General features: G+C 47.7%; 8 protein-coding genes and 1 tRNA gene. 3 read left to right on the forward strand and 6 right to left on the reverse strand.

Annotated features, from left to right (window positions below; genetic code table 11):
• Positions 1–17 precede the first annotated feature (17 nt).
• Positions 18–1,385, reverse strand: a complete 1,368-nt coding sequence (locus FOT42_RS07155; RefSeq protein ID WP_151889889.1) for a cytochrome c3 family protein — start codon at positions 1,383–1,385, stop codon at positions 18–20.
• 235 nt (positions 1,386–1,620) lie between these two features.
• Between FOT42_RS07155 and FOT42_RS07160 the strand changes: the two genes are divergently transcribed.
• On the forward strand, positions 1,621–1,995 hold the full coding sequence (locus tag FOT42_RS07160) for an SPOR domain-containing protein (protein ID WP_151889890.1): 375 nt from the start codon (positions 1,621–1,623) through the stop codon (positions 1,993–1,995).
• A 73-nt stretch (positions 1,996–2,068) separates the two neighbouring features.
• Here FOT42_RS07160 and infB read toward each other — a convergent pair whose 3' ends face one another.
• The 3 genes from infB to rimP are packed head-to-tail and all read right to left on the reverse strand — an operon-like array spanning position 2,069 to position 6,558.
• Positions 2,069–4,810, reverse strand: a complete 2,742-nt coding sequence (infB, locus tag FOT42_RS07165) for a translation initiation factor IF-2 (protein ID WP_151889891.1) — start codon at positions 4,808–4,810, stop codon at positions 2,069–2,071.
• Positions 4,811–4,851: 41 nt separating this feature from the next.
• On the reverse strand, positions 4,852–6,084 hold the full coding sequence (gene nusA, locus FOT42_RS07170) for a transcription termination factor NusA (RefSeq protein ID WP_151889892.1): 1,233 nt from the start codon (positions 6,082–6,084) through the stop codon (positions 4,852–4,854).
• A 12-nt stretch (positions 6,085–6,096) separates the two neighbouring features.
• On the reverse strand, positions 6,097–6,558 hold the full coding sequence (gene rimP / locus FOT42_RS07175; protein WP_151889893.1) for a ribosome assembly cofactor RimP: 462 nt from the start codon (positions 6,556–6,558) through the stop codon (positions 6,097–6,099).
• Between the two features lie 349 nt (positions 6,559–6,907).
• Here rimP and FOT42_RS18275 point away from each other — a divergent pair, with 349 nt between their 5' ends.
• Entirely contained in the window at positions 6,908–10,330 is a 3,423-nt protein-coding gene (locus FOT42_RS18275) for a PA14 domain-containing protein (protein WP_226789822.1), read from the forward strand.
• A 16-nt stretch (positions 10,331–10,346) separates the two neighbouring features.
• Here FOT42_RS18275 and FOT42_RS07190 read toward each other — a convergent pair whose 3' ends face one another.
• A complete protein-coding gene (locus FOT42_RS07190) occupies positions 10,347–11,477 on the reverse strand; it encodes a serine hydrolase domain-containing protein (protein WP_151889894.1) in 1,131 nt (376 codons plus the stop codon).
• A gap of 184 nt (positions 11,478–11,661) precedes the next feature.
• A tRNA-Gln gene (locus FOT42_RS07195) sits at positions 11,662–11,733 on the reverse strand.
• A gap of 192 nt (positions 11,734–11,925) precedes the next feature.
• Between FOT42_RS07195 and FOT42_RS07200 the strand changes: the two genes are divergently transcribed.
• Positions 11,926–15,264, forward strand: coding sequence for a glycosyltransferase family 117 protein (locus FOT42_RS07200; protein WP_151889895.1), 3,339 nt, complete (start codon positions 11,926–11,928; stop codon positions 15,262–15,264).
• Positions 15,265–15,286: the final 22 nt, after the last annotated feature.

Here is a 15,286-nt window from a genome sequence, read left to right on the forward strand (position 1 = left end):
TTATCTTCTTTTACTTCTTAATAGTGACACTTACCACATTCCAAACCACCCATCATGGCCGCGGTCAACTTATCGACCCCGTACTTTTTGGACAGTTCCTCATGAATGGCCTCGTAATAGGCGTTGCCCTCCACTTTTACATTGGTTTCCCTGTGACAGTTGATACACCAGCCCATGGTCAATGGGGAGAATTGCTCCACTATCTCCATTTCTTCCACCGGACCGTGACAGGTCTGGCATTCTATCCCAGCAACGGAAACGTGCTGTGAGTGGTTGAAATAGGCAAAATCGGGAAGGTTGTGGATTCTGACCCACTCCACTGGGCGGCCCTCACCTGTATATTTTTGGTTTTCCTCATCCCATCCAACGGCCTTGTAGAGCTTTTTGATCTCTCCTGTGTAGAAATCGTTGGTATATCCATTGGCGATATCATCTGCCGACGGTCCTTCGGGATTGCCCGCATATTGGTAGATGGATTTGTGGCAGTTCATACACACGTTCAACGAAGGGATTCCAGAAGTTTTGGATACCCTAGCGGACGAGTGACAGTATTTACATTCAATCTTGTTGTCCCCAGCATGTATCTTATGCGAGAAATGAATGGGCTGCACCGGGGCATATCCTTGGTCCACACCCACTTGCATCATCCATCCGTAAGCGAAATAGGCACTGGCCAACAAAAGGAAAATAACACTCACCAACACCAAGAACTGGTTTTTGACGAAGGCTTTCCACAAAGGCATACGTTTTTGTTTTTCCTGCTCCAATACGATACCGTTCGCTTCGGCAATGCGGCGCAAGGTCTTGTTGACCAACACAAGCATGATCACCAAAAGCCCGAACACCAAAGCCAATGCACCCAGGATGAGTTCGTTGGAAATTCCTCCAGAAGAAGGCTGTCCACCATCGCCGCCTCCAGATGTAGTTGCCGCTTTAGCGGGAGTTGACGGAGGAGCAGCCGTATAGGCCAAAATATCATCAATGTCCTGATCGGACAAGGTTGGGAACGGCGTCATGGCCGCTTGGTTGTATTCAGCGTAGATTTTATTGGCGTAGGCATCACCTGAAGCTATGACCCCAGGACTGTTCTTGATCCATGCATACAACCACTCCCTATCCAAACCGGCATCATCGGCCAATCTGGTTTCCACATTCGCCAATGCCGGACCGGTCATCTTACGGTCCAAAGCGTGACAGGCCGCACAGTTTTGGTTAAATAGCTGTTTCCCTTTTGCAGCATCCCCACCCGTATCAGCGCCAGCATCGGCAGCAACCTCCTCTGTGGGGGCGGCAGCTTCTTCCTGTGCATAGAATGAAATAGGGGAAAATAGGAGGGATAAACCTAAAGCTTTGGAAAATAGATGGCGGTATAGAACCTTTTTCATATTAACGAAATTTCTATCGAAATCTTTGGTACGATTCTTTCTATTGAGTTTGAGAACTATAGCTTTTTATCCTACCAAAATTGGTCACAAAAGTACGACATACAGTCATTTTTTAAAATGTTAAGGTATTTATAAGAAGTAATTTATAAGGATTCTAAATAATGTCGATTAAGCCAGTTTAAGGCATAAAGATTTACTTTTGTACGTATATATTTGAAAATTGTACCCTAATCCCATGAAAACTCCTGTATTTACTGCTATTTTGATAGGTTTGACCTTACAGTTATCCGCTCAGGAAGGCAAGGTGAGCATCCAGCAGGATCCCAAAATAGATGAATTGGTGAAACTCTATACCGAGGTCAATTCAAAAGCCGGATATTACCAGATACAGGTCGGTTTCGGTAATTTTCAAAAGGCCCAGAACCTAAAATCACAAGTGGACATCGATTTTCCGGATTGGTACTCCAAAATAGAGTTTGAATCACCCACCTACCGTGTGCGTTTGGGCAGGTTCAAGACCAAATTGGAAGCGGAACGCAAGTATTTGGAAGTCCGCAAAAAATATCCGGATGCCATGCTCTTGAAACCTTCGGTGGAATCCAAATCGTAGCAAATCGCCCAAAATAGAACAATAAAAAATCCCGCTAAAAGCGGGATTTTTTATATCTATAGTTGATGTGTGGTTACAGTTTTTTCTTCACCGCAACTTCTTGGAAGGCTTCTACAATATCACCTTCCCTGATATCATTGTAATTTTTGATCTGCAGCCCACAATCGTATCCTTTGGACACTTCCTTCACATCGTCCTTGAAACGTTTCAAGGAAGACAGCTCCCCTGTGTAGATGACAACACCATCACGGATCAATCGAATCTGCGAATTTCTAAAAATCTTGCCACTGGTGACCATACATCCTGCAATGGTTCCAATCTTGGATATCTTGAAGGTTTCCCTGATTTCGGCATTTCCAGTGACTTCTTCCTTGATCTCTGGGGACAACATTCCTTCCATCGCATCTTTCAGGTCATTGATGGCATCATAGATGATGGAATACATCCGGATATCGATCTCTTCTTTGTCCGCCACGGCACGGGCATTGCCCATCGGTCTTACGTTAAATCCTATGATGACCGCATCGGACGCACTGGCCAGCAATACGTCGGACTCGGTAATGGCTCCAACACCCTTATGGATGATATTGACCTGGATCTCGTCGGTAGATAGTTTCTGGAACGAATCTGTAAGTGCTTCCACGGAACCGTCCACATCCCCTTTGAGGATAATGTTCAGCTCTTGGAAATCACCCAAGGCAATTCGTCTTCCAATTTCATCAAGGGTAATATGTCTTTGTGTTCTAACGGATTGCTCACGTTGCAACTGGGAACGTTTTGCGGCAATTTGTTTCGCCTCGCGCTCATCTTCCAATACATTGAACCTATCCCCGGCCTGTGGTGCCCCATCCAATCCCAAAATGGATATGGGCGTGGACGGACCGGCAGCCTTGACTGTCTTGCCACGCTCATCGTGCATGGCCTTGACCTTACCGCTGCAAGTACCGGCGAGTACGTAATCCCCTATTTTCAAGGTTCCGGACTGCACCAAAATGGTGGACACATATCCTCTTCCCTTGTCCAAAAAGGCTTCCACTACGGTTCCTGAAGCCAGTTTGTCCGGATTGGCCTGCAACTCCAACAACTCTGCTTCGAGCAATACTTTTTCCAAAAGCTCCTTCACTCCCTGACCTGTCTTTGCAGAAATGTCATGGGATTGGATCTTACCTCCCCAATCTTCCACCAAAAGGTTCATTTGGGCAAGACCTTCCTTGATCTTGTCAGGATTGGCCGTGGGTTTGTCCACCTTATTGATGGCAAACACTATGGGTACGCCAGCCGCTTGGGCATGGCTAATGGCTTCCTTGGTCTGAGGCATGATATCGTCATCCGCAGCGACCACAATAATTGCGATGTCGGTGACCTGGGCTCCACGTGCACGCATGGCGGTAAACGCCTCGTGACCCGGAGTATCCAAGAAAGTGATTCTTTGGCCTCCTTCAAGGGCAACTCCATAGGCACCGATGTGCTGGGTGATACCCCCACTTTCGCCTGCAATCACGTTTTCTTGCCTGATGTAGTCCAAAAGGGATGTTTTTCCGTGATCCACGTGTCCCATCACCGTAACAATGGGCGCCCTTGGTTTCAAATCTTCCGGTGCATCCTCCTGTTCCTCGATGGATTCCTCTATTTCGGCAGTGACAAATTCCACTTCGTAACCAAATTCATCGGCCACAATGGAAAGGGTCTCTGCGTCCAAACGCTGGTTCATGGTCACCATGATACCCAACGACATACAAGCTGATATGATCTTGGTGGAAGGAACATCCATCATGGTAGCTACCTCGTTCACCGTGACAAACTCGGTCACTTTCAAGGTCTTGCTTTCCAGTTCCTGTTGCTCCAGGTCCTTTTCGGTCTGTTGACGGTGCTGGTCCCTTTTCTCCCTTCTGTATTTGGCTCCTTTGCCCTTGGCGGATTTCCCTTGGAGTTTTTCCAGGGTCTCCCTCACTTGCTTTTGTACTTCTTCTTCCGTGGGCTCCACTTTGGAAATTGGGCCACGCTGTCCTTTTCTTCCTGCTCCAGGCCCGGTTCCCATACCACCCTTGTTGGTATTGGGTCGGTTATTACCGGATTGCGGACCACCGTTCTTGACAATACGCTTTCTGCGTTTCTTGCGATCCGAATCGGAAGACCCTGCAACCGGTTTCTGGTTGTCCTCCTTTTTCTTCTTTGGCTTGTTGAACTGGGAAAGGTCTATCTTGTCCCCAGTAATCTTGGGACCGGTAAGTTTTTGATATTGGGTCTTGATGGTTTCCGGCTCCTTGGGCTGTTCTTCCTTGACCTCTTCTTTGACCGGTTCGACCTTTTCTTCCGGTTTTTGCCTTACCTCTTCAACTACTGCTTCTTCTTTAGGCTGCTCTTCTTTTGGGGCGACTATGGGCTCTTCAACCTCTTTTACTTCTTCAGCTACCTGTTTTGGCTCTTCCTCCTTCGGCTGGCTCGGCTTTGGATCCAAGTCTATCTTGCCCACGGTCTTGGGGCCAGCGAGCTCGGCCTTGGCTTTGATCACCTGCTGTTCTGCGTTCCGTTTCTCCCTGGCCAACCTGCGCTCTTCCTGCTCTTGTTCCATTTGGACCCGAATAGCTTCCTTTTCCTTGCGCTTTTCCTCGCCTACTTCTTTGGAAGCTACCTTTTTGCTCTTATCCGTTTGGAATTCATCCAACAGTACCTGATACACCTCATCGGATATTTTTGTTGTGGGACGCGCCTCTATCTCATGCCCCATAGAGGTGAGATGATCCACTGCCCTATCCAATGAAATGTTCAGTTCCCTAAGAACTTTGTTGAGTCGTATTGTTGGGTTTCCTGCCATAAATTGTTTTACTTGCCCTAAAATTCGCTGCTAATATAAGTCTAATCTTCAAATTCTTCCTTGAGGATGCGTACGACCTCGCGGATTGTTTCTTCTTCCAGATCTGTTCTTTTGATCAAATCGTTGACATCTTGTTCCAAAACACTACGGGCGGTGTCCAGTCCAATCTTCTTGAACTCTTCGATCACCCAGCTTTCTATTTCGTCGGAGAACTCGGTCAATTCCACATCTTCTTCCACTCCTTCACGGAATACATCTATTTCATAACCAGTCAACTGACCTGCCAATCGTATGTTGTGCCCTCCCCTACCGATGGCCTTGGAAACCTCATCTGGCTTCAGGTATACTTGGGCAGTTTTTTTCTCGTCGTTCAGCTTAACGGACGACACCCTTGCAGGGCTAAGGGCACGGGTCACCATCAACTGTGCATTGTTGGTCCAATTGATCACATCGATGTTCTCATTGCCCAACTCCCTCACGATACCATGGATCCTAGATCCCTTCATGCCCACACAGGCCCCTACGGGATCGATCCTGTCATCATAGGAATCCACGGCCACTTTGGCTTTCTCTCCTGGGATACGGACCGCTTTTTTGATGGTTATCAGCCCGTCGAACACCTCTGGGATTTCTTGGAAGAACAATTGCTCCAAGAAAACAGGCGAGGTCCTGGACATGATGATGGTGGGCTTGTTTCCTTTCAGTTCCACGCTTTCGATGATACCTCTTACGTTGTCCCCTTTGCGGAAGAAATCTGATGGAATCTGTTTTTCCTTTGGAAGAATGATCTCATTCCCTTCATCGTCCAACAAAATTACGGCCTTATGTCGAATGTGGTGTACCTCTGCGGTATAAATCTCACCTTCAAGGTCCTTGAACTGTTTGTAGATGGTGGTATTGTCATGCTCGTGGATCTTGGAGATCAAGTTCTGGCGCAAGGCCAAAATGGCCCTTCTTCCCAAATCGATAAGCTTCACCTCTTCCGACACATCTTCGCCGACCTCAAAATCGGGCTCTATCTTTCTCGCTTCGGAAAGGGAAATCTCCTCATTGGGGTCTTCCACTTCCCCATCTTCAACGACCACACGGTTTCTCCATATCTCCAAATCCCCTTTGTCCGGGTTGATGATGATATCAAAATTGTCGTCAGAACCAAACTTCTTCTTTAGGGCACTTCGGAACACTTCTTCCAAAATGGCCATAAGGGTCACCCTGTCTATAAACTTATCGTCCTTAAACTCCGAAAAGGATTCGATGAGCGCTAGGTTTTCCATTAGCTACTACAATTAAAATTTTAATATGACTTTTGCTTCTTTGATATCAGAAAATGCAATGTCCTGCTTTTTCTGTACGGTAACTTTCCCTTTCCCTTCGGGCTTAGGCTCGCGGGCCTTCCACTCCAAGGTAATATTATTTTCCGAGGTTTGTACCAGCGTGCCCTCCAATTCTTCGGCACCTGTCCTCACCTTTAAAATCCTACCAATATTCTTGGTGTACTGTCGCGGATACATCAAAGGTGATGTGGCCCCTGCCGAGGTGACTTCCAGTGAAAAATCCTCTTCCTCACGATCCAGGTTGTGCTCAATGGCACGGCTTATGTCCATGCAATCCTTGAGGTTCACCCCATTGTCCCCGTCCAGGACCACCCTGATGGTGTTGTCGCCACCCATCGTAAAATCAATCAAAAACAAGGACGGACGCTCATCCAAAGCCTTGTTCAACAGTGATTCCACTTTTTCCTTCAGCATAACAATTCAGAATAAAAGAGGGGACTCGAAGTCCCCTCATGAATACTTGTATATCCGTTCAGTGGTGCAAATATACAACAAATATTACCTTTTGTGCAACCCCCTTTCCATCAAAGACTTTCTTTGCCCGATATTTAACAAGGGAGCCATAAAAAACACAAGGACCATCGACCCAACAAACCATTGAGACCCCCATCTTTTATATGTCAGACCCTGTCTCATCGACAAAATGCAACGTAGGAAACCATAGGTATCCACAGTTTACCATAGCTATTCTTCCATTTCACAACAAATATTTTCCACAGAGTGTGTGCCGACTAGTTTTGCACCCGTAAAAGTATATTTGGTCATGGGAATATTTTCTATTGGACGTCCGCTCCGTGGTTGTACCACCGGCAGGATTGTTTTTTTTATCTTTTTCCTTCAAGGGACCTTGTCCCTGTTTTCCCAGACCACACTTTGGAGCGAGAACTTCAACAGCTACTCCAACGGCACAGAGAATGGCACCGCAACCGGTCCTTCCGCAACCAGTTGGACCACCAATAGGCCTGGACGGCTTACCATACAGGACAGCAGGGTTCGAGGAAGGGATCTGGATGCTGAAAGTACCTGGCAAACCGGCCCAATAAACATTTATGGGTACACCTCGGTAAGTTTCAGTTTGGATGCATACGTAAACACTGCCAGCAATTTTGAGCAGGGTTCGGATTATTTTATCGGGGAATATCGGGTGGATGGTGGTTCTTGGACCCAGTTTGAGAATGCCTCCGGAGATTCAAGTCCCTCTGACCCCTTAGGTCCCTCTTATACCGTCAATCTTGCCTCAACAGGATCCACCCTTGAAATTAGGGCCCGGATGTTCAACAACTCTACCAATGAGCATTATTATATAGATAATGTGGAGGTTGAGGGTACTTTGGATCTCTGCAACGGGGAAGTTGACTTTGAGTTTTATGACAGTTCGCCTTCGGGAAGCACAGTGGACAACATTCCGACTTCTGGGGCATTGGCCACGGGTGCATTCACCAGTTTTGATGTCGATGCACTTCAAAACCAAGAGGATCCGGGAGATACCGACAACTTCAGCATTCGCTATATAGGTTACCTTCAGATAGACACAGCAGGCTCCTATACCTTTTATACCACATCGGATGACGGTTCCAAATTATACATCGATGGCACCCAAGTGGTGAACAATGATGGTGCCCATGGCTCCCAGGAAAGATCGGGAAGCATTACACTGACCACTGGTCTGCATGACATCACCGTACTTTTCTTCGAAAATGGAGGGAGTGAAAACCTGTCCGTGCAATATCAGGGACCATCCATTTCCAAACAGAACATTCCATTTTCCAAGCTCTATTCCAATTGCAGTGTTGCAGTGGCCGACTTGGACGGCGATGGCATTGGTGATGATGTGGACGTAGATGACGATAACGATGGTATTTTGGATACCGATGAATGTGGGGGTCTTGGCGGCAATTATGCACAGGTATCAACCAACCTAAGACATTTTAGCAACCCAGCCAGCGCACAGGGCAACCCCGGAACAACTTATGCATCCAATCCGCCCAGCGTATATCCCGGTGCGAGCTCCAGACTATTATTGGAATTTCCTGAAGCACTTCCCATCGGGACACTGGTACGTGTTTATGTAGGGGCGGACCCAGGCGTATCAAGCACCAATATGCAAATACAGCGTACCAATGCAACAGGAACTTCCAATAGTTGGTTGGCAGATGCCAATGGCACAACACCCGGCACCATTCGGGAAGTGACATTTACGGTATCGGGTAGCAGTTTACAATACATCCGTGTGGAAGCGTGGCAAGTTGGTGCGAGGGTCTATGGAGCCAGTTATGGCGGATCCGTGGATTGCACCACAGTGGATACCGATGGGGATGGCATTCCCAACTATCAGGATCTGGACAGTGACGGGGACGGCATCCCTGATAATGTGGAGGCACAGGCATCATTGAACTATATTGCCCCCTCTGGAATAGATGCAAATAACAATGGCTTGGACGATGCTTACGAAGCCGCAGGGATTTCCCCTGTTGACACCGACGGGGATGGAACTCCAGATTTTATGGACACCGACAGTGACAATGATGGCACCAATGATACCACTGAGGCCACTTTGACCCTCTCGGGCAACGATAGCGACGGTGATGGGCTCGACAATGCCATGGACACCTCTGCAGATTATAGTGATCCAGGAGGAAGAATAGACAATCCCTTGAACACCAATGGCGGCTCCTTGATGCTTCCCGATTCCGATGGCGATGTGGCCACAGGCGGGGACCTTGATTTCAGGGACGATACCAATGATGGCAACCAACCCCCATCCATAATAGCGACCGGGGACCAAATATTCTGCCCTGGTGATCCAATTGCCGTTGTTGAAAGTGTTTCCATTACCGATCCCGACAGCAGCACCTTGGAAGCTGTTTATGTACAGATCACCTCTAATTATGACAATACGGGCGACCTCTTGACCCTGACCGGTTCGCACCCCAATATCACAGCAAGTTGGAGCGCCTCCGAAGGAAGATTGACCTTGGAAGGCCCTGCCACACTTGCGGAATTTGAGGCCGCAATCAGCGCGGTCATGTTCCAGACCACGGCCACTGTCGCCAGCGGGGACGCCAGAGGGTTTTCCATAGTGATGAACGAAGCCAACTATCTGGCTTCCACAGGTCACTATTACGAATATGTACCCTCGCTGGGCATTACCTGGACCTCGGCCCGAGATGCCGCGGCATTGCGCAACTTCTATGGGCTGCAAGGCTATTTGGCCACCATTTCCATTCAGGATGAGTCCGACCTTTTGGGATCCCAGGCCCCTGGCGCAGGATGGATCGGCGCCAGCGATGCTGCCCTTGAAGGCGATTGGTACTGGGTGACAGGACCAGAGGCAGGGACCCTGTTCTGGAGAGGGGGCGCAGGCGGCACCGCCTTTGCCTACGAATTCTGGAACGGTGGGGAACCCAACAATTCAGGGGATGAAGACTATGCGCATATTACCGCACCGGGAGTTGGGGCACCAGGCTCTTGGAACGACCTTTCCAATACTGGAGCGGCGAGTGGTGATTATCAACCCAAAGGATATTTGGTGGAATATGGCGGTATGCCCGGTGACCCCGCTGGACCCAATATTGCCGCAACAACTTCCATAACCGTTGAGAACGTTGCGCCTACCGCAAGTAGCCCGACTCCTATAAACGTCTATTGTTCCGATGACATCCCCGCTCCTGATGTGACCGTCATCACGGACGAGGCGGACAATTGTGACACAGACCCCACTGTCACTTTCATAAGTGATGTGAGCGATGGTGGCAACCCAGAGACCATAACCCGCACCTACAGGGTCACTGATGATGCCAGCAACACTTTTGACGTACAACAGACCATTACAGTCACACCATTTTCAATAGCGACCCAACCTGTAAACCAAAGCATCATTGTTGGTGCCAATGGAGGTTTTTCGGTGACAGCAAGTGGTACGGACACCTATCAATGGGAAGTCAGTACGGATGGTGGAAGTAGCTTTGCCCCTATTTCCGATGGAGCTGAATATTCGGGAAGTCAAACGGCCAACCTTACTGTAGTTACACCCGATTTGGGCAAGAACGGATATGTATTCCGTGTCCTGGTCTCCAATTCAACAGCTTCCTGTGATGCCCTGACTTCCAATGGGGCCGTACTTACCCTTAGTGTGGGAACGGTGATCACCAACAGGAAAATCACATATAGGGTGAACAAGAACTAGCGGGCCTGCACAGAGGTCACTCTTTTCCCAATGTATCCATCAACGAAAAGCAGAGCTGATCTACGTTCCTGGATTTCTTGTGAAAGGCTGAAATATTGGACAGGATGATGACGCCATTTTTGGTGTTCACATCAAGCACCATGGATGTGGAGTACCCTCCGGTTCCTCCATTGTGCCAATACCATTTGGCCCCATTCTTTCTATGGATGATGAACCAACCCAACCCAACATCCCTGGAGTCGTTTTCCGTGAACGTTTTTCTTCTTGTAAGGACCAATTCCCTGTTGAGGGTATCAAACTGTGCCAATGCAAATTTTGAAAGGTCTTCCGTGGTCGAATAGATGCCGCCCGCACCGATCAGCGCACCCGAATCCCAATTTGGCGTTGGCCTTCCTTTGTCGTCCAGCCCCTTTACCAAAACATTGCCCACCTCTTCTTTTTTGGTTGTGGAGCTGGCCATGCCATACTTACTGAATATCCGTTCCTCCAACAATTGCCCAAAGGGCTTTTGGGAATACTTCGTGAGGGTATAGGAAAGCAACCCCATTCCCAAATTGGAATAGGAGCTCTTTGTCCCTTTTTCATATTCCAATGCCACTTTATCCTTCAGATATTCCTCCAACTTTTCCCCATCATAGTTCTTGTAGGGATTCTTTGGGGTCAAAAAAGCCAAAGCATGGATATTGGAGGGTAGACTGGGCAATCCCGACGTATGGTTGGCCAATTCAAGGAACGTAAAGTCCAACCCCTCATTAAAGTCAAAGTCAAAATAACCATTGATCCTGTCGTCCAAAGACAGACTACTATCGATAATATAATTGGCGAGAAGCGTCGTGGTGAACACTTTTGTGATGGAACCTAGCTCAAATGCCTTGTCGTGATTTTCAATGGTTTGGAGTGTATCGTTCAGACGTATTGCCCCATAATGGTCCACATTGCCGTTATGGATAAAAGCAAATGACACTTGTGTCCCATTTGAAAAATCCTTCAGCTTGGAGAAAATGGTGTCCGTTTGCCCCAAAAGTAGGTTTCCAGCCTCCAGTCCATTTTCTGCTGGCTTGGGAATTTCATCCTCACCACAAGCAAGCAAGGCCGCTATAATGATAATAATCACAAAAACCTTGGCCATCAATTCCTTTCGCTTCATTTGACAACTGTTTAAAACTAAATTACAACTTAAACCATTTCACCAAAGGTGAGAACACACTCCATGGTTCAAATTTGTTGACATGGGATGTTATATCGTCAATTGAGAGAGGGGGATATTGCAATGGCAACCAGAACAAATAAAAAAACCCCTACAAATCAATTGTTTATAGAGGTTTATTTTGTTGGCCTACTAGGACTCGAACCTAGAATGACTGAACCAAAATCAGTAGTGTTGCCAATTACACCATAGGCCAGTACCATATAAAAGCCAAACTTGATTCAGCTTTTGAGCGTGCAAATTTATAACAAACTTTGGTTTCAACAAATATTTTGGCAAGTTTAAAACCTATTTTTATCATAGCCTGCTGTTAAAGCTTTTCCAAAAATGGCCGACCTTCTATTCTATATTTACTAAATTCGCCACAATTCGGTTAACGACCAGTTCTATGTTCGAAAAAAACTTCAGAAAATGGGATACCATCCTAGGGTGGGCATCCTTTGCCATTGCCTTTATCGTTTATGCCCTGACCGTTGAACCCACAGGAAGTTTTTGGGATGCCGGGGAATACATTTCCACCGCTGCCAAGTTGCAGGTGGGACACCCTCCTGGGGCCCCTTTGCTTCAGATGATAGGTGCCTTTTTTTCCATTTTTGCCTTTGGCGACCCTTCCAAAATTGCCTTGATGGTGAATGCAGTATCCATTGTGTCCAGTGCCTTTACGATATTGTTCACTTTCTGGACCATAACCAACCTGACCCAAAAACTCATTACCAGTAACAGTCCCATGTCAAACAGCAAGGCCATTGCCATATTGGGAAGCGGTCTGGTGGGCGCATTGGCCTTTACTTTTTCCGATAGTTTTTGGTTCAATGCCGTGGAGACCGAGGTCTATGCCATGGCCAGTCTCATCATGGCACTTTTGCTATGGTTGGGACTGAAATGGACGGACAATCTGGAGGACCCAAGAGGACACCGATGGCTTTTGCTCATCTGCTTCGTGGTCGGTCTTACCTTTGGTATACAGTTCATGGGCTTTTTGGCCATTCCCTCGATTGGTCTGCTATATTATTTCAAAAAATACAAGACCACTACGGTCAAGTACTTCCTATTGGCCAACATCATTGTAGTGGCCGTTTTGATATTGGTCTATAAATTCTCCCTGACCTATGTGCTCGAGCTCTTTGGCTGGAGCGAGGTCTTCTTCATCAATGAGATCGGGCTTCCGTTCAATTCCGGTTCCATCATCATGGGGCTGTTGTTTGTCGCCGCCTTCTATTTTGGACTGCGCTATACGCGAAAGCACAACTTCTACAGTGGGCACTTGATCATCATGTGCCTCATGTTCCTCATCCTTGGTTTTTCCTCATGGTTGATGCTCCCCATCAGGGCCAATGCCAAAACCGTGGTCAACGAGAACAATCCCGCCGATGCGCGTGCCCTTCTGGCCTATTACAACAGGGAACAGTATCCTGGGGTGGACAGTCCAATTTATGGGGCCTACTATTCGGATTCCTTTGCCCCCTCCGGTGAGGATAGGGACGATAGCCCCAAATACGAAAAGGACCTACAATTGGGCAAATATGTCATCGTGAACAAGTACAAGGATGCAGTCCCGGGGCCCAACGAAAAGCATGTAGGACTGCTGCCCCGTATGTGGAGCGACCAACATGCCGAAAACTACATGCGCTATTTTGGCGTATTGAATTTCCGAATCAAATCCGAATACATCTCCAATAACGAACTAAGGGATGCCGTGGGCCAATTCAAGGCGGCCTATGCCCAAGGAGAGCTGGATGCCGAACAGTATATCCGTTTCCTTCGGGAATTTGGGGAGTATATCGAAGTGGAGCCTCCCACACTTGGACAGAACCTCCGTTACATGTTCGAGTTCCAGTTTGGCTATATGTATATGCGCTATTTCATGTGGAACTTTGTGGGCAAGCAGAACGATGTGCAGGGCCGCTACGATGACAATGGCGACTGGCTCAGCGGTATCGGTTTTGTGGACAGTCTCCGCTTGGGCAGTCAAGAGAACCTTCCAAGTGACTGGACGGACAACAAAGGGCGCAACACCTATTTCTTCTTGCCATTGCTATTGGGCATTCTGGGCATTGTTTTCCAGATTTCCAGAAACCCCAAACAGTTCTGGGTATTGTTCATCTTTTTTATGTTCACTGGGCTTGCCATACAATTTTATACCAACCCCTACATCTTCCAACCCCGTGAAAGGGACTATTCCTTGGTAGGATCTTTCTACATATTCTGTATATGGATCGGGATCGGGGTGTTTGGCCTTTACGAAGAGTTCAAAAAACTATTGACCCCAAAAATAGCGGCCCCTGCCATAACCACTATATGCCTTTTGGCCGTTCCCTTGCTCATGGCCTCCCAGAACTGGGACGACCATGACCGCTCCGACAGATATACCGCGCCTTCCACTGCAAAGGCCTATCTGGATTCCTGCAAGGAGGATGCTGGTGCTATCCTATTCACCATAGGTGACAACGATACCTTCCCGCTGTGGTACATCCAAGAGATCGAGAACTACCGGACCGATGTCCGTATTGTCAACACCAGTCTTTTTGCCACGGATTGGTACATTGACCAGATGAAGAGCAAAGCTTATGAGAGCGACCCCATTCCATCCCAATTGACACATGACAAATATCGGTATGGGACCCGGGACGCCATTTATTACCAAGGCATCACCGACAGCCGATGGGCCATCAAGGATTTCATGAACTGGGTAGGGAGCGACAAACCGCAGACCAAGTTCAGGCATATTTTGGAAAGCCGTGGCGCAGACCTCAGCGCATACCCGGAAAACAATCTGGACATTGTGTATTACCCCACCAATAAGATCAGGATCCCTGTGAACAAGCAGAACGTGCTGGAAAGTGGCTTGGTCAAGGAGAAAGATTCCGCATTGATCGTGGACTATATCGACATCGACCTTCCGCAGAGCGCATTGCCCAAAAACCGCATCATGATGCTGGATCTGATCGCCAACAACGATTGGAAACGTCCTATCTATTTCTCGGGGGGTAGTTTTGACAGTGCCGAGTACATCTGGATGAAGGATTACCTGCAAATGGACGGATTGGTCTATAAATTGGTGCCTATCAGGACCCCGAACAGGAATTCTTTTGAAATGGGCCGCATCGATGCTGAACTGACCTATGACATTGTAAAAAAATGGGAATGGGGCAATTCGGGCAGTGATGACATCTACCACGACCCCCAGACCCGCTCGCAGGGACTCTCCTTTAGGAGCAATATTGCCCGATTGATGGAGACCCTGATCGAGGAGAAGAAAATCGACAAGGCCAAAAATGTCATCGACATCGCCATGACCAACATGCCCGTGGAACATTTTGGCTTCTATGCCTTTGTGGAACCCTTTGTGGATGGGTACTACAAAGTGGGCGAGACCGAAAAAGCTCGGGGACTATATGCAAAGCTAAAGAAGATATACCAAGAACGCTTGGAATATTACGCAGGCATTCCCTTGGATGAGCAATATGAAAAAATGGACGACATCCTGGCCGATATGCAGGCCTACCGAAGGAACATTGATATATTGATAGAAAACCAGGATAGGGAACTGGCAGAATCCGAAACCTTGATCTTTAATGAGTACATTGACAAGTTCTCCCAATTTGTGGAAGGTGAGGATGAAGAAGATATGCTGGAGGGACCTTTGGGCATAGACCCCGACATGGAGGATTCCATTCCGCTGGACACCATCAGGCCAGTTGAGGAAGACTCAACAGTACAACAATAACAATAAATAAAAAAGCGAGGTA

Origin of the sequence: Flagellimonas hadalis (assembly GCF_007785775.2) — a bacterium.
Lineage (GTDB): Bacteria > Bacteroidota > Bacteroidia > Flavobacteriales > Flavobacteriaceae > Flagellimonas > Flagellimonas hadalis.